The following is a 22,564-nucleotide window of genomic DNA, read 5'->3' as shown; positions in this document are numbered from 1 at the left end:
GTGTCAGGGGTGAACACCCACGTCACTCCTGACCGGGCGCCGCTGCGCAGCTGGCTGCCGGGCTTCCTGGCGCTCGCCGCGATCTGGGGGGCGAGCTTCCTGTTCATCAAGGTCGGCGTCGAGGAGCTGCACCCCCTGCACCTCACCCTCTATCGGGTGGCCACCGGCGCGCTCACCCTGCTGGTGGTGCTCGCCGTGCTCCGCGACCGGCTGCCCCGCGAGCCCCGGGTCTGGGCGCACCTGGTCGTGGTCGCGGCGTTCGGGGTGGCGATCCCGTTCACCCTCTTCGGCTTCGGCGAACAGCGCGTCGAGTCGATGCTCGCCGGCATCTGGAACGCCACCACGCCGCTGATCGTGCTGCCGCTGGCGGTGCTGGTCTTCCGCACCGAGCGGTTGACCGTGCGCCGGGCGGTCGGGCTCGGGCTGGGTTTCCTCGGTGTGCTGGTGGTGCTCGGCGTCTGGGAGGGCGTCGGTGGATCGCACTTCACCGGCCAGCTGATGTGCTTCGGTGCAGCGGCCTGCTACGGCGTGGCCATCCCGTACCAGAAGAAGTTCATCGCCGGCAGCGCGTACTCCGGGCTGTCGCTCTCCGCGGCGCAGCTGTTGATGGCGACGGCGCAGCTCGCGGTGGTCGGGCCGCTGGTGGCCGGGGCACCGCCGGTGCCGACCGACCTGTCGGCGCCGGTGCTGGGCAGCGTGCTCGTCCTCGGCGCGCTCGGTACCGGGCTGGCCTTCGTGATCAACCTGCGCAACATCCGGGTGGCGGGCGCGAGCACCGCCTCCACGGTGACCTACCTGATCCCGATCTTCGCGGTGCTGATCGGCGCGGTGGTGCTCGGCGAGCGGATGAACTGGCACCAGCCGGTCGGCGCGCTGGTCGTGCTGCTCGGTGTCGCGGTGGCGCAGGGCCTGGTCGGCCGGCGCCGCCCGCGTGCGACGGCCGGCGTACCCGCCGTGCCCGCCACGCAACCCGCCGCCCGCTGACCGCCCGGCGCTCGTCGGCGGACAACCAGTGACTGCCCCGGAAGGGGGGTGGGTCAGCGTCGGGTCCGGGCCCACTTCAGCAGGCGGTCCGCCGGCCAGGTGTTGACCACCAGGTCGGCGGGGACGCCGCAGAGCGCGGCCCGTTCGCAGCCGAACCGCTGCCAGTCCAGCTGCCCCGGCGCGTGCGCGTCGGTGTTGATGGCGAACCGGCAGCCCGCCTCCAGGGCCCGGCGGATCAGCCGCTTCGGCGGGTCCTGCCGTTCCGGTCGGGAGTTGATCTCGACGGCTACCCCGCGCTCGGCGCACGCGGCGAAGACCGCGTCCGCGTCGAAGTCGCTCTCGCCCCGGGTACGCGGCCGGTGCGCCCGGTCACCCGGACCCTGCACCCCGGCCGGGCGGGACGACACCATCCGCCCGGTGCAGTGGCCGAGGATGTCCAGGTGCGGGTTGGCGATCGCGGCCAGCATCCGCCGGGTCAGCTTCGCCCGCTCGTCGTTCAGCCCGCTGTGCACGGAGCCGACCACCACGTCCAGCCGGGCCAGCAGCTCGTCGGTCTGGTCGAGCGAGCCGTCGGCGAGGATGTCCACCTCGATGCCGGTGAGGATGCGGAACCCCTCGGGCAGCGCCTCGTTCACCGCCGCGACGTGGTCGAGCTGCTTGCGCAGCCGGTCCGCGGTGAGGCCCCGGGCCACCTTGAGCCGGGGCGAGTGGTCGGTCAGCACCACGTACTCGTGACCCAGCTCGACCGCCGCGAGCGCCATCTCCTCGATCGGTGACCCGCCGTCGGACCAGTCGGAGTGGGTGTGGCAGTCCCCGCGCAGCGCGGTCCGCAGGATGGTGGCCGCGGCATCCAGGTCGGTGCCCTCGGTGGCGACCAGCCGGCGCAGGTAGACCGGCTCCTCGCCGGCCAGCGACTCGGCGATGCAGCGGGCGGTGACGTCGCCGACCCCGGCCAGCTCGGTGAGCTTCCCGGTGCGGGCCCGCTCGGCGACCTCCTTCGCCGGCAGCCCGGCGAGGGCCTTCGCCGCCGACCGGAACGCCCGGACCCGGTAGGTGGCCTCGTTGGCCCGTTCCAGCAGGAACGCGATCCGGCGCAGGTCGGCGATGGGGTCCCGGGCACTCATGACCTGCAAACTACGCGCCTGCGCCGCCGGTCGGGGGTACGACCGGCGGCGCAGGCTGGTGGTGGTACGCCGGGATCAGGCGTACGGCAGGGTGACCAGCGAGCGGTCGCCGATGCCGAGGGTGGTCGGGTTCGTGCCGATGGCGGACCAGACCTCCACCTTCACCGTGCCGTTCGACAGGTTGCCCGGGGTGCCGGCGGCGGAGAGCAGCCCGGCGTTCTGCGTGTAGTGCTCGTAGCCGGGCACCGGATCGGTGGCGAAGTAGCGGTACGTCTCCACCCGGTCGAAGCTCCCGTCGCCGGTCAGGTCGTAGGAGACCCGCGCCTGCACCCCGTTGCCGACCGCCTGGCCGGCGTCGAGGAACAGGTCGAACGCGGTCTGCCCACCGGAGTACGTCATGGTCAGGCCGGTCGCGGTGAAGACCACCGGGTTGGTCGGCGTGCCGTCGTGGTTGGTGCCGCCGGCGCTCGCCACCGTGGTGGTCGTGGCACCGCCGGCCGCCCCCAGGCCACCGCCGGGGAGCAGGTACCGCGTCGGCGAGCCGGCCGGCGGCGGCGTGGTGGGGGTGGGGGTGGGCGTCGGGCTCGGGCTCGCGCCGCCGCTCGCGTTGCCCCCGCTCCAGGTGTACGCCCCGATGGTCGCCGTCCTGCCGGCCGCGACGGTGAGCCGGGTGCCGTCGGACCAGGTGACCGTGAGCGGCGCGGCGGTGATGTTGCTGGCCACGTAGGTGCGGGCGCCGTTGCGGGTGAAGACGGCGGCCAGCGGGTGGTTGGCGGTGACACCGGTGTCCACCTGACCCAGTGCCGCGAGGTTGCGGATCCAGTGGAAGGTGTGGGCGCGGTTCTCCCCCTCCTCCGGGATGTAGCCGGGGTTGGCGCGCAGCTTCGCCAGCGCCGCGTCCGGGTCGCCGAGGGCCAGGAACTGCCAGAGGATGTCCTGCCAGACGGTGGGTTCCCCGCCGTTGTTGCGGACGAGTTCGGCGTAGTTGGTCCTGGTGTAGGCCGGGCGGTAGCCCAGGTAGAGGTGGCCGCCGGTGACCGGCAGCATGTTGATGCCCTGGATCATCTCCGGGTCGGCGCTGAACCAGGTGGAGTACGCTCCGCCGTCGCCCCAGACCATGCCGACCGCCGAGTGCCCGAACCCGGCCGGGAAGTTCTCGTCGTCGACGTCGAACCAGTACTCCTGGATCGCCGCCGCCTGGGTGGTGTAGATGAAGACGCCGGCGTCCCGCACGGCGGTGTTGCCGGTGGCCTGCCCCCACTGGATGAGGGCATTGGCGAAGTTCATCCCCTCGGACGACGACTCCTGGTTGTTGCCGGCGTTGAACGAGCCGTGCCCGGAGGCCCAGTCGTGCCCGGCGTAGATGTCGAAGTCCCGCAGGTACGGGAAGCGGGTGTCCTCGCGGCTGTAGTTGTTGGCGTCCCGGATGAGCAGGTCGACCATGCCGCCGTACTGGGCGGTGGTGGCCCACGTCGGGTCGAACTTGGCCAGCGTCGCGGCGGCGGCGATGAAGTAGCCGTAGTGGAAGTGGTGGTCGTTGAGCTCCTGGTCGGACCCGTACGAGGCGGGGTAGCCGATCAGGGTCCCCCAGTTCCGGTCGTAGTAGAAGACGCGGGCGGTCTTGCCGGGGGTGGCGGTGAACCAGTCGTTCAGCGTGGCGCGGATGGCGTTCAGCGCGGCGGTACGGGTCTCCGTGTCACCGACCAGGTCGGCGATCTCGGCGATCCGGGCGGCCCGCCCGAGGCCCTTGCCGTTCCAGTAGGTGTCGGTGCCGCGCAGGTCCATCGGGTTGCCCCGGACGGCCGCGAGCTGGTCCTTGAGCTGGGCCAGGTCGGCGCCGGCGCCGGTGCCGACGGCGGGCAGTTCCGGCAGCACCCCCTGGTAGGTCATCGCGGTGCGGAACTCGCTGACGCCGGTGAGCACCTTCATCCGGCCGCGCGGGGACGGGTAGCTCTGGCCGATCGGGGTGGCGCCGGCCAGGGCCTTCCACTGGTGCGGGTAGAGGCTCACCACCGTCTGGGTGGCGGTGCCCTCCCGGGGCGTGGTGGTGAAGGCGTACGTGGTGGTGACCCGGCTGCTGGCCTGGTCGTAGGAGTACGCGACCCGGGTGCCGGTGACGTGCGCGTGGGCGTACCGGCCGTAGCTGGTGGCGAGGGCGGCGCGGGTGGCGGCGTCGGTGCTCGGCGTGGTGGGCAGCAGGGCGACGGAGAAGTAGTCCCGGCCGGCGAGGGTGGAGGTGATCCGCCCGCCGGAGACCGTCCAGGTGGCGCCGGCGGGGGCGTAGGCGACGTAGTCGTGGCCCCGGACGGTGAACCCGATGGTGCCGCCGCTTGCGGACCAGACGGTCGGGCTGCCGCCGGTGGCGTTGATCAGCGCCTCGCCGCCGCTGGTGCGGAGGTACGCGAACGGCAGGCCGTGCCCGATGGTGGCCCGCAGGGTGCGGGCGCCGTCGCTCCAGTACGGGCTGACCGTCCAGTCCGTCCAGTCGTCGACCTTGACGACCGGCGCGCCGAGCGCGGTGACGCCGACCCGGATGTCCTCGGCGTACGCGTACTTGTACTCGCCCACCCCGGTCGCGGTGCCGGTGATGGTGGGGGTGGAGGTGGCGGAGAAGCCGAGTCCGTCGCCGAACGGCTGGTAGGAGACGGGGTGCGCGTGCAGCGGTTCGCTGTACGCGCAGTTGGTCCGCTTGTACAGCAGCGACGACCACCAGTCGTTGGTGGGGACGGGGCCGGCCGGCGCGTTGGCGGTGACGAACTGCCGGGGGTTGCTGGACAGGTCGCCGCAGCCGGTGGGCAGGGGGCCGACCCGGTCGGTGGTGTAGCTGCCGGCGCCGACGGTGGCGGCTTCGGCGGTGGCGGTGGCGGTGGCGGTGAGGGCGGCGACGAGGACGGCCAGGGCGGTGGTGGCGGCGAGCACCCAGGGGGTGCGGCGGTGTGGGACGGGAGGGTTCATCGTTCCTCCAGCGCGCCGGGTCAGGGGACCGGCGTCGCGGTTCGTCGGAATCGGGAGGTTTGTTACACGGGAGAGCGCTCTCTCATCCGGACGTTAACGATTGATAAGACATTCGTCAATGTGTCGATCAGATGACGCACCCGGTTCCGGGCCGCCGGGTGCTCCGGTCAGCCGGCGCCCGTGGTGGTGCGCGGGGCCTTCGGGCAGCCGTGTTTGCGCTCCCAGGTGGTCACCTCGGCGGCCGGCGAACGGTTGCCGCGCTTGCGCCACGAATCGAGGTAACTCGCCGGCCAGACGACGCCCCGCCGGATCCACCAGTCGTCGTGCCCGGTGCACTTCGGCGACAGGCCGAAGTGGAGGTGGCAGACGTTGTTCGCGTTGCCGGTCCGCCCCACCTTGCCGAGCTGCTGCCCCGCCCGTACCCGCACGCCGGCGTCGACGCCGGCGCTGATCGCGCTCAGGTGCGAGCCGTAGTACCGCACCCCGTCGTCACCGAGCAGCGACACCGAGAGCCCGCCGTTGTACGGCCCCAACGGCCCCCGCCGGTCGAACCGGTCCACCCGGCTCACCTCCAGGATCGTCCCGTCGGTCACCGCCACGACCGGCTCCCCGCAGTCGGCGAAGATGTCCGTGCCCGGGTAGGCCGAGTGGGTCGGGTGGTAGGCGACGTCGTCGGCGCGTACCGGAAAGACCCGCCGCAGGGGCGCGCGGGACGCCGACGGCGACGGCCCGGCCGGGCTCGCAGAGGGCGCGGCCGCGGCCGGCAGGTCCGCGGTGGCCGCCGCGGACGGGGAGCCCCAGACGGTGCTCGGCGCGGCGGCCGGCCGGTCGCCGGGCGCGCAGCCGGCGAGCAACGCCGGCGCGAGCAACAGCAGGACCGGGTACGCCGGGCGCGGGCGGCGGCCGGTCGATCGCGACGACATCCGGACATCCTGGCAGACGGATACGGTGGGAGGGTCCCCGGAGCAACCGGGGCCCGTGGACGGGAGCAGTGACGGCGATGGACGGTCAGCCCACGTACCCGGCCGGGCCGGCCGCCGGGCAGTTCATGACGCGTACCCCCTCGGGCCTCTTCCCCTCCGGGCCACCCCGCCGGCCGACCTGGCGCGAGCCCCACCCGGTGACCGGCAGCGGGGTCGCCGCCGGTGGCGCGCTCGCCGCCGCCTGGCTGGTGCTCTTCGGCCTGCTCGGCCGGGACGTCCCCGGCTACGCGTGGTGGACCGTGGTCGCCGGCGTGCTGGCCTGGTTGGCCGCCCTCGCACTCGTCCGGTACGGCGACCGGGGGGTGGCCGCCGGAGTGGCGATCGTCACAGCGGGTGGTTGGAGCATCGCGTTCGCGCTCGTGGCCATGCGCTGGGCGACCAGCGCGGACTGGCCGATGTGGTGACGCTGGGTGATCGACTGGCTCCGCTTCGAACGCCATCTTGACGTACTCGCTGTAACTGGGGACGCTTTCCGGTATGGCCTGGACCACCCCGCGGCTCGACCCTGAGCGCAGCCGTCGCCGCCTGCAGATTCTCGCCGAGCTGGCGGGGGCCCGCGCGGTACGACAGCGGGACAAGCCGCAGCGGGAGCGCACCGCGCGGCTGCGACAGCTGATCGCCACCCGGCGTCGCGTCGCCGGCTGACCGATTTTCCAGGATTGACCGGCCCTTCGGGGCGTTGACCGGTCGCCTGCCGACCCGACCGGTTAACGTGCACGCGTAACGAGTCGGCGTGCTGTGCCGAGGCCTTTGGGGGGACCGTGTCGTACTTCGCTGCCGGAGTGGTGCGCGACGAGGGCGGCTGGAGCGCCGCCGAGGTGAACCTACGGGGCGCCTCCGACATCGACGATGTCGCCGACCGGCTGCGCGACGTCGAGCCCGACGCCGACCTGTCGCTGCTCTTCGTCGAGGCGGACGACGCCTATCTGGTGATCCTGCGCCTGGACGAGGGCGAGGACCTGCGGGTCTTCGGCTCCGACTCGGCGTACGCGGAGGAGTCCCGGCTGGGCGCGCTGCTGGTCGGCGACCTGAAGACCTCGGTCACCGGGCTGGAGGAGAGCGAGGAGCCCCGGCCGGCCGCCACCGGCGACGAGGAGAGCGACCAGCCGGCGGTCGACCCGGAGGCCGACCCGGTCGGCGACGCCGACATCCTCGCCGACCTGGGCATCTCCGCCCAGCGGCTGCTCCGGCTCTGTGCCCACGAGGGGATGCTCCCGGCCGACGTCACGACCGAGGTGTGCCAGGTGCTCGGGTGCGTCGACGTGGTCGAGGAGCTGCGTGAGGTCTGACCCGCCGTCCTCCGACGGGGTCGCCCTGCCGGGTGGCGGTTCGCCGCTGGCCGGGGCCGCCGAGCCGGTCGACGCGACCGACCCGGCGCTGGAGACCGTACGCCCGGGGCAGCCGACCCCCGGGGCCGTGGGCCGGGTCGGGCCCGGCGCGCACGAAGGGCTGGCCGACCCGGGCGGGGCGGGCCGCCGGCAGCGGCACGAACTGTGGATGCGCCGGGCGCTGGAGGTGGCGGTCACCGGCCCGGACACGCCCGCCTTGGGCCCGGACGGCGCGGGTGGCGCCGACGACATCCCCGTCGGCGCCGTGCTCTACGGGCCGGACGGGGCCGAGGTGTCGATCGGGCGCAACGAGCGCGAGCTGACGGGTGACCCGACCGCGCACGCCGAGGTGCTGGCGCTGCGCCGGGCCGCCGAGCGGTTGGGTCGCTGGCGGCTCGACGGCTGCACGCTGGTGGTGACCCTGGAGCCGTGCACGATGTGCGCGGGCGCGCTGGTCCTGGCCCGGGTGTCGACCGTGGTCTTCGGCGCCTGGGAGCCCAAGACCGGGGCGGCCGGCTCGCTCTGGGACGTGCTGCGCGACCGCCGGCTCAACCACCGCCCGGAGGTCTACGGCGGTGTCCTGGAGTCGGAAAGCGCCGCGCTGCTGCGCGCCTTCTTTCGCTGACCACCGGCCCGCCCGTCCGGCCCGCGGGTCACCCGCCGTCCGGTGCGTCGGTCTCCGGCCGGTCAGGCCGGGGTCGGTGCGGGGCGGAGCAGGGTCGCGGCCACCGCGCGGGCGGTCTCGGTCCACGGGGCGGGCCGCAGGGTCGCCGGGTCGAGCCGGACGATCGCCCGCCGGCCCTCGGCGTGCACGGTGCCGCCGTCCACCGAGCGGAACCGGTAGGCGTACTCGGCGCTGCTGGTGCCGAAGTGTTCGAGCCAGAAGTGCACGGCCACCGGCCCGGTGCCGGTGATCGGGGCGCGGTAGCTGATGCTGAACTCGCGGACCGCGTGGAACACGTCGGGGGCACTGTGCTGCCCGCCCTGGAAGGAGACGCCGCGGTCCGCCCAGTACGGCGTCAGGGCCCGTTCCAGCAGCACCGCGTACCGGGCGTTGTGCAGGATGCCGAAGGCGTCGAGGTCGTCGAAGTGCACACCGACGTGCTCGACGTGACCGAACTCGACGGCGGGCTGGTCGGCGATGGCGTGGCTCATGAGGGGCCTTCCGGTAGCAGGGTGGGATCGGGGCACAACGCCCGTAGGCGGTTCAGCAGGCCCTGGCGGGCGTGCCGGTAGGCGGTGTCGGGGTCCAGCAGCCGGGACCGCATGGCGGCGGTGATGCCGAGCGCGTCGATCTCGTACGCCAGTTGCGGGACGTCCACGTCGGCGGGGAGTTCGCCGGCGGCGACCGCCTCCCGGACGAGGTGTTCCAGGAAGGCGGTCCAGCGGCCGAACACCTCGGCGAGCCGGTCCCGGACCGGGCCGGGCCGGGCGTTGTACTCGAAGTCGGTGCTGGCGAAGAAGCAGCCGCCGGGGAGCACCCGGGCGGCGTAGAAGTCGATCCGGGCCTGGTGCAGGGCCCAGAGCCGCCGTACGCCCCGGGGGGCGCGCAGGGCCGGGTCGATGATCCGCTCCTGCCACTGCTCCACCGCCCGGTCGACGGTGGCGAGCTGGAGCGCCTCCTTGGACCGCCAGTGCGCGAACAGGCCGGACTTGCTCACCCCGAGCGTGTCGGCCAGCTGTGCGAGGGAGAGCCCGTGCAGCCCGACCTCGGTGGCCAGGACCACCGCGGCGTCCAGCACGGCGGTGCGGGTCCGGTCGCCCCGCGCGACGCGTCCGTCGACTGTCATGGGGAGAGGTTAATCAAAAAGCACGATCGGTCGTATTGTTTCGGCCGGTGACGGTGGTCACTCCCCGGACACGCCGCCGCCCCGCCATCCGGGGATGACGGGGCGGGGTCGGGAAGGTGGAAGGTCAGGCGATGGCGGTGTCCAGGGCGATCTCGACCATCTGGCTGAAGGTCTGCTCGCGCTCGGCGGAGGTGGTCTTCTCACCGGTCTTGATGTGGTCGCTGACGGTCAGGAGGGTCAGCGCCCGCGCCTTGAACCGGGCGGCGATCGTGTAGAGCGCCGCCGACTCCATCTCGACCGCCAGCACCCCGTAGTCGGCCAGGGCGTCGTAGAGGTCCGGCCGGTCGGTGTAGAAGGCGTCCGCCGCCAGGATCGGCCCGACGTGCATGGTGATGCCGCGCCGCTCGGCCACCTCGACCGAGGTACGCAGCAGCCCGAAATCGGCCACCGGGGCGTAGTCGATCAGCCCGTCGAACCGCATCCGGTTCATGTTCGAGTCGGTGGACGACCCGATCGCGGCGATGACGTCGCGCAGCTGGAGGTCCTCGGTGAGGGCGCCGCAGGAACCGACCCGGATCAGGGTCTTCACGCCGTAGTCGTTGACCAGCTCGTGGGCGTAGATGGAGGCGGACGGCATGCCCATGCCGGAACCCTGGACGGAGACCGGCACGCCGTTCCAGCGGCCGGTGAAGCCCAGCATGCCCCGGACCGTCGAGTAGCACGTGGCGTCCTCGAGGTAGGTCTCCGCGATCCACTTGGCCCGCAGCGGGTCGCCCGGCATCAGGACCCGCTCGGCGATCTCTCCCGGCTTCGCGCCGATGTGCGTACTCATGGCAAAGATCCTGCCAGGTTGGCTGCGGGGATACCGGTTCGGCACCCAGACCCGGGGTCCTGTACCCTCGTCGGCGGTGGCGTGTCCGAGCGGCCTAAGGAGCACGCCTCGAAAGCGTGTGAGGGTTTACGCCCTCCGAGGGTTCAAATCCCTCCGCCACCGCTCGTGAAGTGCGAAAACGCCCGGTCGATCCGCGAGGATCGGCCGGGCGTTCCGCTTGTGGTCTCAGTTGGCGCTCAGAACGTCGGTAGCCGGCGCTCTCCTTCCCGGCCGGGCCGGTCGCCCGAGGCTTCCCAGAGCGGCCCTCCGACCCGGGTTGAGGTGTTCGCGGTGAGGTCGGGTAGTGGCGGTGCGAGAACGGGCGGCCGGCCGGGATGCCCGGTTCGTACCACGGGGTGCTTGTGTGCCAACCGGTGGTCGATTGGGCGTTTGTCGACCTGGAATCGATGTTGACCGGCTTCCTCCCGAACACTATGGTGATCATTGTCTCGGGGGGATCCATTGTGGCCGGTGCGTCTGGACGGCGAGCGGAGGGCTTACCTCGCTGCGGGATGTTCCAGCGCCAGCGAACGAGAGTCGCGGCCGACTCGCCAGTCCGAGTGCTGGCGTGACCGTGTCCGTACCGGCCCGGAATCTTGAGACGTAACCCCGTGCCGGCTGTCCCGGCGCGGCCCGTTCGTCGAAAGGTAACTGTGTTCAAGAAGAGCCGTAGGGTGGCGACCGGCCTCGCCGCTGCCGCCCTCACCCTACTGTCCACGGCCGCACCGGCTCAGGCGGACACCGACGCCGTCGCCACCACCTTCTTGTCGTTTCGTTCCATGAGCGACACCAGCCTGTGTCTGACGGTCGCCGGCGCCAGTGTCACCAACGGTGCCCACGCCATCATGGCGACCTGCAACGGTGGCGCCGAGCAGAACTGGTACTGGTACGGGTCCGCTCAGCTCGTCAACGCCAAGAGCGGCAAATGCCTCTCGATCGAGGGCGGCAGCATGGCAGCGGGCGCACACGCCATCCAGTGGACCTGCATCTACGGTGCGCCGGAGCAAGGCTGGACCCAGCAGGGCTACGTGCAAAAGAACAATAAGAGCGGCCTGCGGCTGAGCCGCCTGGACGGCACCTCGGTGAACGGCGGCCATGTTGGGCAGTTGGGCCCCAACTCGGGCCAGTACTGGGGCTACTACGGGACCTGACAGCCAAGCTGACCCTCGACGGCACGTACCACTGTCGCCCGGGCCCGGCGGGAAACCGCCGGGCCCGGCCCGTTCGTCCGGAGGCACCTGGTCCGCCCGGACCCCGTCGACCGGTACACCGGATCCCTCCGCCACCGCGGCTGAACAGGCAAAACGCCTGGCGAGTCCGAGAGGACCAGCCAGGCGTTTTGTCTTGTGGTCTCAGTTGGCGCTGCGCTCAATTCGCAGCGAGCTGGGCAGATGCGTCCAGTGCAGGCGGGGTTCCGGCCAAGCGGTGTAGCCGTGACAGCGCGACGACGCGGGTGGCCAGCACGCTGGTGTTCATCACGGCCGCGACCGCCGTCCAGGTGATCAGCGCCATCGAGTAGTAGCACAGTTGGATGAAGGTGACGTCCCGGCCGCCGCCGACGAGCCGGCCGAGCAGATCCGGAAGGGCTATCAGCAGGGCGAGGGGGATGAGCCGGGGCAGCAGCCGCAGGGCGAGCCGCCAGGACGGCCGGGTGGCGCACCGGTCTGCCCAGATCCGGGTGCGTCGCAGGTTGCGGATGCCAAGGAACAGGCTCAGCAGGGTGAGGCCGGCCAGCGTCAGGTCGACAATCAGCCGTACCGGTGCGTCGGACGACGGCTCGCCCCCGGTCACGAGGGTGGCCAGCCTGTCCGCGAGCGGAGTGATGCCTTCGTTGGCTAGGCCGATTCCGCTGTTGCCCATCACCGCGATGCCGTAGCCGTCGGGGAGTAGAAGTTCGTGGGCGGTGTGGGTGAACCATATGCCGTTGTGCTTGACCCGGCCTTTCTGGTCGGTGTCCCACCCCATTCCGTATGTCCACCGCGGGTCCGACGAGGTGTGCATCGCGGCGATGCTCGCGGCCGAGACCAAGCGTGCCCCATTCCCGGCCAGGCCCGCGTTGCTTTGCATGCTCAGCCATTTCGCCATGTCCGCAGCCGTGGTGATCACGCCGTCGGAGCCGTTGACGAACCGCTTCGGCTCGATGGCGGGAATCGACGCGCCGTAGGCGTAAACGTATCCCTTGCGGGCGTCATGCGGCAGATCGCGCGGGGTTTGGTCGATCGTGGTGGTCGCCAGCATGCCGATCGGCTCGAAGACATGACGCCGCAGATAGTCCGTGAACGGCTCGCCCGCGACGACTTCCACCAGCCGGGCGGCAAGGTGGTAGTTCGTATTCGTGTAGAAGTGCTTCGTGCCGGGCTCGACGGCCAACGTCGCGCTCCGGGCTCGTGTTACGGCGCCAGCCAGCGAGTCCGGCTGAGGCAGGCTCTTCTCCGGGAACGTGCCGTCGGTGATCCCGGAGGTCTGGTTCAGCAGTTCGCGTACCGTGATCTGCGCTCCCCGAGGATCGGCGATCCGGAAATCGGGCAGGTAGTCGCGCACCGGCCTGTCCAGGGTCACCTTTCCCGCTTCGACCAGCTGCATCACGGCGAGCGCGGTGAACGACTTGCTGACGGAGGCCACCGGCATCGGGGTCGTCCCGGTCACTGCGGCACCAGAGGAGTCGTGGCCGTATCCGCCCGCGTACAGCACCTGGTCGCCTTTGGTGATCGTCACGGCGATCCCCGGATAGCCCGCCTTGCCGGCGAAGTCGGACACCGCTCGCTCGATCGCAGTCCGATCAGGTCCCTCCTTCGCGGATGCGGTGCCCGGCACCGCCAGAATCACCAAACCGGCTGTGAGCGTTGCTACCAATCCGCGCCACCAGCCCTTGTCCTGCCGCACGTCCTGCTCCGATCGTCTCGTCTACGCCGGCCACGCTATGTACCGCGGCAAACGGGGGCAGGACACGAAGGACACCAAGGACCCCTGACTTTCGTCGGGCCTCGAACGGATCGGCTTTCTGAGGAGCCCTGATGCTCAGTCCTAGTCACGGCCGTCGCCGCTTTCCGGTCTCGGTTCCCCGGCCGCCGCCGTCCATCTGGTGCGCGGTGCTGCCCGGTCGTCCTCGCCCTGCCCGTTCGACCGGTTACGGCCATCGCGCCGCCCCCTTAATGTGACGAGACGTTCACGGCAAGCGGGGGGTGTGGTGCATCGACGTACGGCAAGCGCATCTGTGCTGACTGTCCTGGCCGGTTTGGCAATCGGTGTTCCGGCGGAGGCCGCGGAGGGCGCCCGCACCATCACCCGGGACGGGGTCGTCCTCCAGCACCACCGGGTGGCGAAGGCGGGCACCCCGGTGAAGGGGACCGGCGGCACCCGCTCTGACTTCGACGGCGACGGCGTCGACGACATCGCGGCCACCGGCGACCCCTTCAACTACAACCTGCCCCTGAGCCCGACGGGTGTGGTCGCCGTGCGCTACTCGTCCGCGCCGCAGGTCGACTACTTCCTGGGTGCCATGACGCCGTCGGGCGGCGGCAGCGGCTTCGGCTTGGCACTCGTGGCCGGGGACTTCAACGGCGACCGCTACGACGACCTGGCAATAGGCGACATGGACGAGGTGGATCCCGGTAACAAGACCTACGCCGGCGGGGTCTGGGTCATCCCGGGCAGTCGCACCGGCCTGGTGGTCGACTCGGTGATCCACTTCAACCAGAGTTCGCCGGGCGTCCCCGACACTCCGGAGAACTTCGACCGGTTCGGTGCGGCGCTCGCCGCCGGTGACATCAACGGGGACGGCCGCGAGGACCTCGCGATCGGCGCGTACGGGGAGTCCATCGGCAGCAAGGCGGACGCCGGCGCGGTCACCGTCCTCTTCGGTGGATCGACCGGCCTCACGGCCACCGGCGCCCAGTACCTCCAGCAGGACCAGGCCGCGGTGCCCGGCGCGGCCGAGCGCAACGACCAGTTCGGCTTCTCGCTCGCGATCGGGAAGGTCAACAACAACCGGTACAACGACCTGGTCATCGGCACTCCCCGGGAGAACGACGGCGTGTCCTGGGGCGGCAGCGGCATGGTCACCCTGATGTGGGGCTCGCCGAGTGGTGTGTCGTCCACCGGCGCCACCGCGGTCACCGGTGCGGCGGTGCGCCCCGCGATCGGCCAGAGCGGCACCATCGCCTGGTACCTGGGTGAGGCGCTCGCGATCGGCGACGTGAACGGCGACGGGCTGGGCGAGGTGGTCGCCGGGGCACCCAGCGCGCAGACCCCGCACATCTATGGCGGGCTCGTCGCGGTCTTCACCGGCCGCACCGGCGGCCTGTCCAGCAGCGCCGTACGGGTCATCACTCAGCGCACGGCCGGCGTGCCCGGAGAGCCCGAGGACAATGACCGCTTCGGTGCGGCGCTCGCGACCGGCGACGTGACCGGCGACGGCAGGGCTGACGTGCTGATCGGTGCCCCTGGCGAGGCCGTCGGCCCGCGAGTCGAGGCCGGCATCGTCACCCTGCTCAAGGGCTCCGCCGCCGGGCTGACCGGGAGCGGCGCGCAGGGGTTCGACCAGAACCACCCCGTCGTACCGGGCGGGTCCGAGAGCGGAGACAAGTTCGGTGCTTCCGTGGCCCTGCTGAACCTCAACGGCACCGGCGGGCTCGACGCCGTCGTGGCGTCGACCGGGGAAGAGGTGGGCGGCGACACCGCCGGATACGCGTCCGGGGTCCTGATTCCGTTCCACGGCTCCACCGGCGGGCTCGTACCGCTGAACACCTGGTGGAGCGGTCTGAGCATGCGTACCGAGATCGTCTGGCCCCAGCGGTACGGCATCCGGATCGCCGGGCCGCAGAGCGGCGGGGCGATCTACTGACGCCTCCGCCAACCGGAAACGCCCGGCCGGTCCGTCAGGACCGGCCGGGCGTTTCCGCGTGTGCAGGCTTGGTCGGTGGGCCGGCCACGCGGGACCGGCCCACCGGACCTCACGTGGTCGGGACGGTCACCACCACCTGGTAGTCCACCGTCTTGTAGTGGTTCCCGCCCCACAGCAGCAGCGTGTACGGCCCGGCCGCGGGCAGGACGCAGTACTCCACCGAGGACTGGTTGCAGATGAACCGGCCGGCGTCGTCGTACAGGTTCCAGGTGATGGACTGTTGGTCGACGCGGATGTCGACGTGGCCGGCTGTGGTGGTGGAGAACGAGTGGCAGGCCCTCTGGTTCGGTGCCAGCTGGCCCTGGCCGACGGCCTCGCCGGGGTCGCCGGCCGGGGCCGGTGACAGCGCCGGGCAGCCGACCGGCTGGGAGATGCGCGGCAGCCGGAGGCTGTACGGCGTTCCCTTGCCGTCGATCTGCTGAATGAAGATCCGGTACGGCCCGGCCGTGCTCAGCGTGCAGTCGGAGGCGTCGTGGCCGGACTGGCAGAGGTGCCAGTGCCGCGCGTCCAGGATGTCTGCCCGAAGACCGCTGCGGTCGCGGAGGTGCGGCCCGGCAATGAACAGCTTGCTGCCGGTGGGCTGGTCGAATGTGAAGCAGCGGGCGGCCAGACCGGCCGGGAGGGTGCCGCTGGCCCCCGCCGAGGCCCAGGAGAAGACGTCCTCCGGCAGTTTCCCGCACGCCGACGGCGCCCGCCTCGACTCGACGGAGAGGGTGTAGGCCCCCTTCCCGCTGCCGCTCTCGGTCGTCACCGTGAGCGTGTAGGCACCGGCAGGGCCGAGCCGGCACTGGTCGACGTACTCGCGGTAGGGGTCGAGCTCACAGGCCTTCCAGCCGTCCTGGTGGTTCACCCGGACGGCGAGGCTGACACCCGCCACCTCCACCACTTGGACGTACAGGACGTCCGAGTCGGCGGTCGTGGTGAACGTCCAGGTGTCCTGCGCCTGGCCGATGATCAACCCGCAGCTCTCGACCGTGCCGAAGGTCAGCTTGCCGCCGCAGAAGGAGCGGGGAGGCCGCGGCTGTGGGGTGATGGTGGCCGTCCGGGTCCGGGTCTGCTCCGTCGTCAGGCCTTCGGCCCCGGACCCGGCCGACGACGGGGACGCGGCGAGGGCCCGCGCGGTCGGCGACGACGCCCGGGCGGTCACGGTGGCGGTCGGCGACACCGGGGACACGGCTCCGGTGGGCGCGGTGGACGAACTGGTGGTGGCCGCGGTCGGCGTCATCCCGCTGGCACCTGCGGCGGACGGTCCGACCAGGAACGCCGGCACGGCCAGCACAGCTGCGGCGGCCAGCGCGAGCCGTGGAGTTCCCCTGCTGGTCCGGTTCTCCGGGCAGGCGGACAGGATTGTCCTCACATCAATTCTCCCGTGAAGATGCCGCGTCATCTGCGCGGCGAGAAATGATTCCACGGAAGCCGGTCGTGGACAATCAGTCCATCAGCCGGTGATGGCGCTGGCTCAGCAGGGGCCGTAGCCCTCGTCGAAGAGGCGGCGGGCCCAGTCGGCGTACCCGGCGATGATCTCGCGGACGGCAGTGCCGTCGTGCAGGAAGAGGTACGCCCGGTCGCCGTCGCGGGCGAACAGCCCGTCGAACCGGTACGTCCGCTGCGGAGCATCCAGTTGGGTCGCCCATGGGTAGCTGGCCAGGACCTCGCTGACCGGCGTGCCGACGGTGATCCCCTCCGGGGTGCTCATCGGGTCGTCCAGCCAGAGCAGGACCAGCCGGTCGTCCACGAAGATGGGGCTGGCCGCCCCGTGTCCGGCCAGCGTCGGCCCGCAGGCGTCGACCTCGGCGCGCAGCACCCCGCGGCGGGTCAGCTCCTGCTCGGTGTCGCCGAACTCGATTTCGTCCAGACCGCTCAGGCCGACCACCTCGGTGTCGCCCACCGGCCGGGCCGGCATGTCCGCCCCCAGTGGACGGACGCCGCTGCCCGAGATCGAGGCAGCCGCCAGCAGCATCGCAATGAATGCGAATTGTCGCAGTTTCATGGAATCCCCCAGTCCCCAACGGAACCGGGGCGTTCAGGTTGCTGCTCGTCGGCGGATTGCCGGTATTCCCACTCTTCGGCCAGGTCGTCCCAGTAATCGGCGGACAGGCCCCGTCGCCCGTGCGTCAGCCAGCCGTCGGTGTGCCGCTCCAGGTGCAGCCCCAGCTCGGCGAAGGGATCGATCCACGCGCCGGGCTCCGCCCCGAGCCGGGCGAGCGCCGCGTTGATCGGCCACTCCGCCCGTGGCCCGTCGAGCAGCCGGTCGACGCGCGGTCCCCAGCTCATCTCGCCGCCCAGCCACACCACCGCCGACTGGTAGCCGAGGCCGCCGAAGAATTCCGCCTCCAGGTACGCCACCGGCCCCTGCCGCGACCAGCGCACCAGCAGTTCCGCCAGCGCCGGCGAGAGGACCAGCTGGAACGGTTGCTCCGCGTTCGGGTCCCCGGCGGCGAAGTCGGGCAGCGAGCCGGTCAGCTCCTGCACCAGCTGCGGGGTGACCGGCAGCAGCGCGAAGTCCTGCCGGAGCGCGGCGAGGACCGCGTGGTCCAGGTCCGTGGTCTGCTCGCGCAGCAGCTCGACGTCCGCGACCACCGCGCTGAGCTGGTAACTCATCCGAGCCCTCCGGCATCCACAGCCTGTGGATGGAACATGTGTACGACGGATCGGAGAGCCCGTCGTCGGATCCCCGCACCGTACCGGCCGCGCGGCCGGAGAGCGCCCCCGCCGCGACCCGGGGCACGACCGCCGCGTCGGGGAGCGGACGTAGGTCCGGCGCGGTCGCTTCGCTGTTCCGTCAGGTCCGGTCGCCTCGCCGGTCGGTCAGCCCGGTGGCTTTCCTGGCGGTCAGGCCCGGTCGGCGAGCTGGGCGACGAACGCGCGCCAGGCCGCCGGCGCGAAGACTAGCGCCGGCCCGGTCGGATCCTTCGAGTCCCGTACGCCGACGATGCCGGGCAGGTTGTCGGCGACCTCGACGCAGGCGCCGCCGTTGCCGCTGCTTCGACTGCTCTTGCGCCACCGCGTGCCGTTCAGCTCCATGTCTCCGCCACTCCCGTGATGAGGTCGACAGACTGCCAGTGGGATAACGCCTCACCGCGCACGTTCTCCCACGCTGCCATCATGGCCGCGATGTCCTCCGGGTCGCTAACCACTTGTCCCTGGAGTTGGTTGTCGAGGTAGCCGGCGACCCGGTGGTCATGGCTGTTAGCGATCACGAACGGGCCGTTCAATCCCGCGTATGCGCCGACGGTGGACGGCACCACGTGGATTCGAACGTGCGGTTCCGCGCACGCCGTGACCAGGGCCCGCAGTTGCTCGTGCATGGTCGACCGGCCACCGACCGGCCGGCGGAGGACCGCCTCGTCGACCACGGCCGTGAACTGCGGCGGATCGTCCCGCTTCAGGATGCCCTGGCGGGCGAGCCGGGCGGCGAGATGCCGCTCGACGTCACCTCGGGGACTCAGTCCGGCGTCGCTGAGCACGGCGCGGGCATATGCCTCGGTTTGGAGAAGACCAGGCAGGACCGTCGACTCAAACCAGCGCAGCGACACCGCCTCGCGTTCGATCTCCTGCCACGGGCGGAACCAGATCGGGTCCCGACGTCTCGCTGTGTCCGGCCATATGTCCGAGATATCCCGCTGGAGGGCCTCCGCTGCCGCGAGGCGGTGCCGGGGATGCGGGATGCGCCCCTCGGTCAGCCACCGCGCGACGGTCTTCGGGTCGACGCCGACTTGTTCGGCGAGGGATTCGGTGGTGTGCCCGGTGTCGCTCAGCGCCACCCGCAGCGCGTCGTTCACGGCCCCTCCATCGGATGTCTCGAATATCTGCCGACCATATCGTTACGCGGTGTATCTGTCTGCTGACGCGCGCAAGGGTGGTCCCACAAGACGGCGCGGCCGGTGGAGGCGAGGGAGCCCGGCGGTCGGCGTCAGTCACGGGGCCGCCCCGGCGGGGAGGCGGGGCGGCCCCCTCCACCGCGAAGGAGTCACGGATGAGCCTGACCGTCGGCACGACGATCCGCGTCCCCGCCGACGCGTACCGCTTCGGGACGGGTCCGCTGGCCCTGTTGATCACCGAGGTGCCGGCGCGGTGACCCGCCGCCGGGAACACGTCCCCACCCGACCGACCTGGCGCTGCCAGGCGTGCGGCATCGCCTGGCCCTGCTCGCCGGCGAAGCTGCGACTGCTCGCCGAGTACCGCCACGACCGGATCGCGCTGACCGTCTACCTGGCGACCCTCCAGGCCGAGGCCACCGACCAACTCGCCGGCCTCGACCAGGCCCTGACCCCGGCCGGCCTGACCGACCGGTTCGTCTCCTGGGCCCGCCCGCGCGGGTGACCCTCCCCGCGTACGACGAAGGGCCGGCCCGTGCGGGGCCGGCCCTTCGTGTCGTTCTGTCGAGCGGAGGATACGAGATTCGAACTCGTGAGGGTGTAAACCCAACACGCTTTCCAAGCGTGCGCCCTAGGCCTCTAGGCGAATCCTCCGCGAGCCAGAATACAGGTCCCCGGCGCGCCGGCCACCCCACCACCCCCTGAAGATCCACGCGGAGTCGGGTAGGGTTGGTGTCACCTCCCGTGCGGCGGTACCCCGTGAACCTCCCCAGGGCCGGAAGGCAGCAAGGATAAGCGGGCTCTGCCGGGTGCACGGGAGGCCTTTTTGTCTCCGGGGCCCTTGATCCACGCAACATGCGGGATGTGGGGGCATCCCGGGTGCTCGGACACCGCAACATGCCGCATGTCGTGTGGATCAAGGCCGGATGCCGGGCCGTGGGCCGGGGTGGTGGGTGGTCACCCGAGCCCGACGGGCGCAGAATGGCTCGGTCGAGAGGAGGCGGTACGGGTGGCACTGGCCCTTTACCGCAAGTACCGGCCGCGTACCTTCGCCGAGGTCATCGGCCAGGAGCACGTCACCGAGCCGCTGTCGCAGGCGCTGCGCAGCGGGCGGCTCAACCACGCCTACCTCTTCTCCGGCCCCCGGGGCTGCGGCAAGACCTCCAGCGCCCGGATCCTGGCCCGCTCACTCAACTGCGAGCAGGGTCCCACGCCCGAGCCGTGCGGGCAGTGTGAGTCGTGCCGATCGCTGGCAGCCGAGGGCGCCGGGTCGATCGACGTCATCGAGATCGACGCGGCCAGCCACGGCGGCGTCGACGACGCCCGCGAGCTGCGTGAGAAGGCGTTCTTCGCGCCGGCCCGCAGCCGCTTCAAGATCTATGTCATCGACGAGGCGCACATGGTCTCGACCCAGGGCTTCAACGCCCTGCTCAAGCTGGTCGAGGAGCCGCCGGAGTACGTCAAGTTCATCTTCGCCACCACGGAGCCGGAGAAGGTCCTCGGCACGATCAAGTCGCGGACCCACCACTACCCGTTCCGGCTGTTTCCGCCGAAGGTGGTCCGCCCCTATCTGGAGCAGCTCTGCGAGGCGGAGGGGGTCACCGTCGAGCCGGCGGTCTTTCCGCTGGTGGTGCGCGCCGGTGGCGGCAGCATGCGGGACAGCCTCTCCGTGCTCGACCAGCTCATCGCCGGCGCCGGCCCGGAGGGGGTCAGCTACGCCCGGGCCGCCGCGCTGCTCGGGGTCACCGACGCCGCGTTGATCGACGAGATGTGCGACGCGCTGGCCGCCGGTGACGGCGCGGCCGCGTACGCCACTGTCGACCGGGTCGCCGAGGCCGGGCACGACCTGCGCCGGTTCGCCTCCGACCTGCTGGAACGCCTGCGGGACCTGATCGTGCTCCAGCAGGTGCCCGACGCAGCCGCCAAGGGCCTGATCGACGGCCCGGACGACCAGATCGAGCGGATGGTCGCCCAGGCCCAGCGGCTCGGCCCGGCCACCCTGTCCCGCTGCGCCGACATCGTGCACAACGGCCTGGTCGAGATGCGCGGTACCACCGCGCCCCGGCTGCTGCTGGAGCTGATCTGCGCCCGGATGCTGCTGCCCGGCGCCGACGACTCCACCGGCGGCCTGCTCCAGCGCCTGGAGCGGATGGAACGCCGGCTCACCCTGGGTGCCGTCGAGCTGCCGTCGGCCGCCGCCGGCCCCGCGCCGGTCACCCCCGCTCCCCAGGTACGCCCCGAGCCCGCCCCCGCCGCCCCGAGCACGCCGGCCCCCGCCGTGGAGCCGCAGGACGTCCCCGTTCCGGCGGCCGGCCCGGCAGTCCCGGCAGTCCCGGCAGTCCCGGCCGGCCCGGCAGTCCCGGCCGGCCCGGCAGTCCCGGCCGGCCCGGCAGACCCGGTCACGCCGCCGGCCGCGCCCCGGCGGGTGCCGCCGGAGGCGGTGATGCCCGACCCGGCGACCCCCGCACCGCCCCGACCGGGCAGTTCCCCGGGCGTGCTGGACGCGGTCGCGGTGCGCCGCGCCTGGCCGGACATCGTCGCCAAGGTCAACCGGATCAAGAAGCCGGCGGCGGCCCTGATGCGCGACGCCGTGGTCCGCGACGTGGACGGCGACACCCTGGTGCTGACCGTGAAGTCGCCGGTCCTCGCCCAGATGATGGGCAACCACATCTCGGTGCTGTCCGACGCGCTCTACGAGGAGTTCGGCAGCCGCTGGCAGATTCGCTGCGAGGTGGCCGGCGAGCGCGGAGCGGCCACGCTCGGTGGCCCGAGCCGGGCGGCGACCCCGCCCCGCCCCGCCCCCGCGCCGGCTCCCGTACCCGCCTCCCCGACCTCCGCCGACCCGTCCGGCGTGGGTTCGGGCGGCCTGTCCGGCGCGGCCAACGGCGTAGGCCCGGGCGGTCCGGCCGGCCCGTCCAGCGGCCGTGGATCGGCTGGCGGCCCGGCGGCCGGCGGGAGTGGGACGACCACCGGTGCAGCCGGTTCGACCAACGGTGCCGCCGGTCCGGTCGGTGGCGCGGTCGGCCCGGCGGGCAGCGACGGTGGGCGATCCGGCGGCGCAGGGCGGACCGGCGGTGCCGGTGGCCCGGCGGCCCGCGGCGGGACCGGCCCGAATGCCCCGGCAGACGACGACGAGGACTGGCCCGAGCCGGCCCGCCCCGGTGGTGCCACCGGCGGAGACGGGGACTGGCCCGAGCCGGCCCGTCCGGGTGGCTCCGCGACTGCCACCGCCGGCGGCGACTACTGGCCGGAACCGGCCCGTCCGGGTGGGGCGACGGCTACCGCGACCGCCGCGACCGCCGCTCCCGCCGTACCGAGACCGGCCGGACCGCAGTCGGCGCCGCCGGCCGCACCGGCGGCGACCGGGGGCGCGCCGGTGAGCAACGCGATCGCGGCGGCACGGGCGGCCGCGGCGGCGGCCGGAGCCGGCAAGGCGGCGCGCCCCGCCCAGGCGGCGCGGAAGACCGCGGACGCCGATTGGGCCGGCGAGCCGCCGTACGACCCGGACTACGACGGGCCGCTGCGCGGCGGTGGGCGCCCCCAGCCGGCGACGAGCCCGGTCTACGAGGGGTTCGACCCGGGCGACGAGCCGCTGGACGAGGTGATCGACGAGCGGACCGCCCGGCAGTCCAGCGAGGAGCAGGCGGTACAGCTGCTCCGGGAGGCGTTCGGCGCCGAGAAGATCGACGAGGTCGACGCGCGCTGACCGCGCGCCGGCCGCCGAGGACCTGTGCCGCCGCCCGGTTAGGCTGGGCGCGGCCGAGCAGACGAGTGCGAGAAGGAGCCATCCGTGCGCCCAGGTGGACAG

20 protein-coding genes, 2 tRNA genes, 1 other RNA gene and 1 pseudogene are annotated in these 22,564 nt (G+C 72.2%); 11 read left to right on the top strand and 13 right to left on the bottom strand.

The features are described 5' to 3' along the window. Positions 1–9: 9 nt before the first annotated feature. Positions 10–1,155, top strand: a pseudogene (locus ABZ807_RS23755) (DMT family transporter); the annotation flags it as partial. Here ABZ807_RS23755 and ABZ807_RS23750 read toward each other — a convergent pair. From ABZ807_RS23750 to ABZ807_RS23740, 3 genes are all read right to left on the bottom strand, one after another. After that, positions 1,038–2,108 (bottom strand): PHP domain-containing protein, encoded by a 1,071-nt coding sequence (locus ABZ807_RS23750; protein WP_357161898.1) that lies wholly within the window; start codon positions 2,106–2,108, stop codon positions 1,038–1,040. The pseudogene ABZ807_RS23755 and the gene ABZ807_RS23750 overlap by 118 nt on opposite strands. Before the next feature lie 75 nt (positions 2,109–2,183). Further along, entirely contained in the window at positions 2,184–5,063 is a 2,880-nt protein-coding gene (locus tag ABZ807_RS23745; RefSeq protein ID WP_357161895.1) for a glycosyl hydrolase, read from the bottom strand. A 167-nt stretch (positions 5,064–5,230) separates the two neighbouring features. Further along, the gene (locus ABZ807_RS23740; protein WP_357161892.1) at positions 5,231–5,986 is read right to left on the bottom strand and encodes a M23 family metallopeptidase; all 756 of its coding nucleotides are present in this window, start codon (positions 5,984–5,986) and stop codon (positions 5,231–5,233) included. 77 nt (positions 5,987–6,063) lie between these two features. On the opposite strand from ABZ807_RS23740, the gene ABZ807_RS23735 reads away from it, so the two are divergent. The 4 genes from ABZ807_RS23735 to ABZ807_RS23720 all read left to right on the top strand — a co-directional run bounded on the left by ABZ807_RS23735 (position 6,064) and on the right by ABZ807_RS23720 (position 7,999). Next, positions 6,064–6,450 (top strand): hypothetical protein, encoded by a 387-nt coding sequence (locus ABZ807_RS23735; RefSeq protein ID WP_357161889.1) that lies wholly within the window; start codon positions 6,064–6,066, stop codon positions 6,448–6,450. A 73-nt stretch (positions 6,451–6,523) separates the two neighbouring features. After that, positions 6,524–6,691: a hypothetical protein gene (locus tag ABZ807_RS23730; protein WP_357161886.1), complete on the top strand. Its 168-nt coding sequence runs from the start codon at positions 6,524–6,526 to the stop codon at positions 6,689–6,691. Positions 6,692–6,807: 116 nt separating this feature from the next. Further along, a complete protein-coding gene (locus ABZ807_RS23725) occupies positions 6,808–7,335 on the top strand; it encodes a tRNA adenosine deaminase-associated protein (RefSeq protein ID WP_357161883.1) in 528 nt (175 codons plus the stop codon). A gap of 208 nt (positions 7,336–7,543) precedes the next feature. Next, a complete protein-coding gene (locus ABZ807_RS23720; protein ID WP_357161936.1) occupies positions 7,544–7,999 on the top strand; it encodes a nucleoside deaminase in 456 nt (151 codons plus the stop codon). Positions 8,000–8,061: 62 nt separating this feature from the next. On the opposite strand, the gene ABZ807_RS23715 is transcribed toward ABZ807_RS23720, so the two are convergent. The 3 genes from ABZ807_RS23715 to deoD all read right to left on the bottom strand — a co-directional run bounded on the left by ABZ807_RS23715 (position 8,062) and on the right by deoD (position 9,996). Beyond that, positions 8,062–8,529, bottom strand: coding sequence for a thioesterase family protein (locus ABZ807_RS23715; RefSeq protein WP_357161880.1), 468 nt, complete (start codon positions 8,527–8,529; stop codon positions 8,062–8,064). Then, positions 8,526–9,164, bottom strand: a complete 639-nt coding sequence (locus ABZ807_RS23710) for a TetR/AcrR family transcriptional regulator (protein ID WP_357161877.1) — start codon at positions 9,162–9,164, stop codon at positions 8,526–8,528. The genes ABZ807_RS23715 and ABZ807_RS23710 overlap by 4 nt, the downstream gene beginning before the upstream one ends. Before the next feature lie 124 nt (positions 9,165–9,288). Beyond that, complete coding sequence (gene deoD / locus ABZ807_RS23705) at positions 9,289–9,996, bottom strand: purine-nucleoside phosphorylase (RefSeq protein ID WP_357161874.1); 708 nt, start codon at positions 9,994–9,996, stop codon at positions 9,289–9,291. Positions 9,997–10,071: 75 nt separating this feature from the next. On the opposite strand from deoD, the gene ABZ807_RS23700 reads away from it, so the two are divergent. Further along, positions 10,072–10,158 (top strand) — tRNA-Ser (locus tag ABZ807_RS23700). 551 nt (positions 10,159–10,709) lie between these two features. Beyond that, a complete protein-coding gene (locus tag ABZ807_RS23695; RefSeq protein WP_357161871.1) occupies positions 10,710–11,186 on the top strand; it encodes a ricin-type beta-trefoil lectin domain protein in 477 nt (158 codons plus the stop codon). A 217-nt stretch (positions 11,187–11,403) separates the two neighbouring features. On the opposite strand, the gene ABZ807_RS23690 is transcribed toward ABZ807_RS23695, so the two are convergent. Then, positions 11,404–12,918: a serine hydrolase domain-containing protein gene (locus ABZ807_RS23690; protein ID WP_357161868.1), complete on the bottom strand. Its 1,515-nt coding sequence runs from the start codon at positions 12,916–12,918 to the stop codon at positions 11,404–11,406. Between the two features lie 352 nt (positions 12,919–13,270). Here ABZ807_RS23690 and ABZ807_RS23685 point away from each other — a divergent pair, with 352 nt between their 5' ends. Next, a complete protein-coding gene (locus ABZ807_RS23685) occupies positions 13,271–14,878 on the top strand; it encodes a hypothetical protein (RefSeq protein ID WP_357161866.1) in 1,608 nt (535 codons plus the stop codon). A 109-nt stretch (positions 14,879–14,987) separates the two neighbouring features. On the opposite strand, the gene ABZ807_RS23680 is transcribed toward ABZ807_RS23685, so the two are convergent. The 5 genes from ABZ807_RS23680 to ABZ807_RS23660 form a co-directional block, all read right to left on the bottom strand. Next, entirely contained in the window at positions 14,988–16,295 is a 1,308-nt protein-coding gene (locus ABZ807_RS23680) for a hypothetical protein (protein ID WP_357161863.1), read from the bottom strand. Between the two features lie 102 nt (positions 16,296–16,397). Continuing rightward, complete coding sequence (locus ABZ807_RS23675; protein WP_357161933.1) at positions 16,398–16,841, bottom strand: hypothetical protein; 444 nt, start codon at positions 16,839–16,841, stop codon at positions 16,398–16,400. A gap of 83 nt (positions 16,842–16,924) precedes the next feature. Continuing rightward, the gene (locus tag ABZ807_RS23670; protein WP_357161860.1) at positions 16,925–17,539 is read right to left on the bottom strand and encodes a hypothetical protein; all 615 of its coding nucleotides are present in this window, start codon (positions 17,537–17,539) and stop codon (positions 16,925–16,927) included. Positions 17,540–17,770: 231 nt separating this feature from the next. Next, a complete protein-coding gene (locus tag ABZ807_RS23665; RefSeq protein WP_357161858.1) occupies positions 17,771–17,962 on the bottom strand; it encodes a DUF397 domain-containing protein in 192 nt (63 codons plus the stop codon). Then, positions 17,953–18,720, bottom strand: coding sequence for a helix-turn-helix transcriptional regulator (locus tag ABZ807_RS23660; protein WP_357161855.1), 768 nt, complete (start codon positions 18,718–18,720; stop codon positions 17,953–17,955). The genes ABZ807_RS23665 and ABZ807_RS23660 overlap by 10 nt, the downstream gene beginning before the upstream one ends. A gap of 292 nt (positions 18,721–19,012) precedes the next feature. Here ABZ807_RS23660 and ABZ807_RS23655 point away from each other — a divergent pair, with 292 nt between their 5' ends. Continuing rightward, entirely contained in the window at positions 19,013–19,261 is a 249-nt protein-coding gene (locus ABZ807_RS23655; protein ID WP_357161852.1) for a flavin reductase, read from the top strand. A gap of 64 nt (positions 19,262–19,325) precedes the next feature. On the opposite strand, the gene ABZ807_RS23650 is transcribed toward ABZ807_RS23655, so the two are convergent. After that, a tRNA-Ser gene (locus tag ABZ807_RS23650) sits at positions 19,326–19,410 on the bottom strand. Positions 19,411–19,492: 82 nt separating this feature from the next. Between ABZ807_RS23650 and ffs the strand changes: the two genes are divergently transcribed. After that, an RNA gene (ffs, locus tag ABZ807_RS23645) (signal recognition particle sRNA small type) lies at positions 19,493–19,582 on the top strand. Positions 19,583–19,765: 183 nt separating this feature from the next. Continuing rightward, positions 19,766–22,462: a DNA polymerase III subunit gamma and tau gene (locus ABZ807_RS23640; RefSeq protein WP_357161849.1), complete on the top strand. Its 2,697-nt coding sequence runs from the start codon at positions 19,766–19,768 to the stop codon at positions 22,460–22,462. Positions 22,463–22,564 lie beyond the last annotated feature (102 nt).

Origin of the sequence: Micromonospora sp. NPDC047548, assembly GCF_040642975.1 — a bacterium.
GTDB lineage: Bacteria > Actinomycetota > Actinomycetes > Mycobacteriales > Micromonosporaceae > Micromonospora.
Note: the sequence above shows the minus strand (reverse complement) of the source record. Positions and strands in the feature narration are given on the sequence as shown.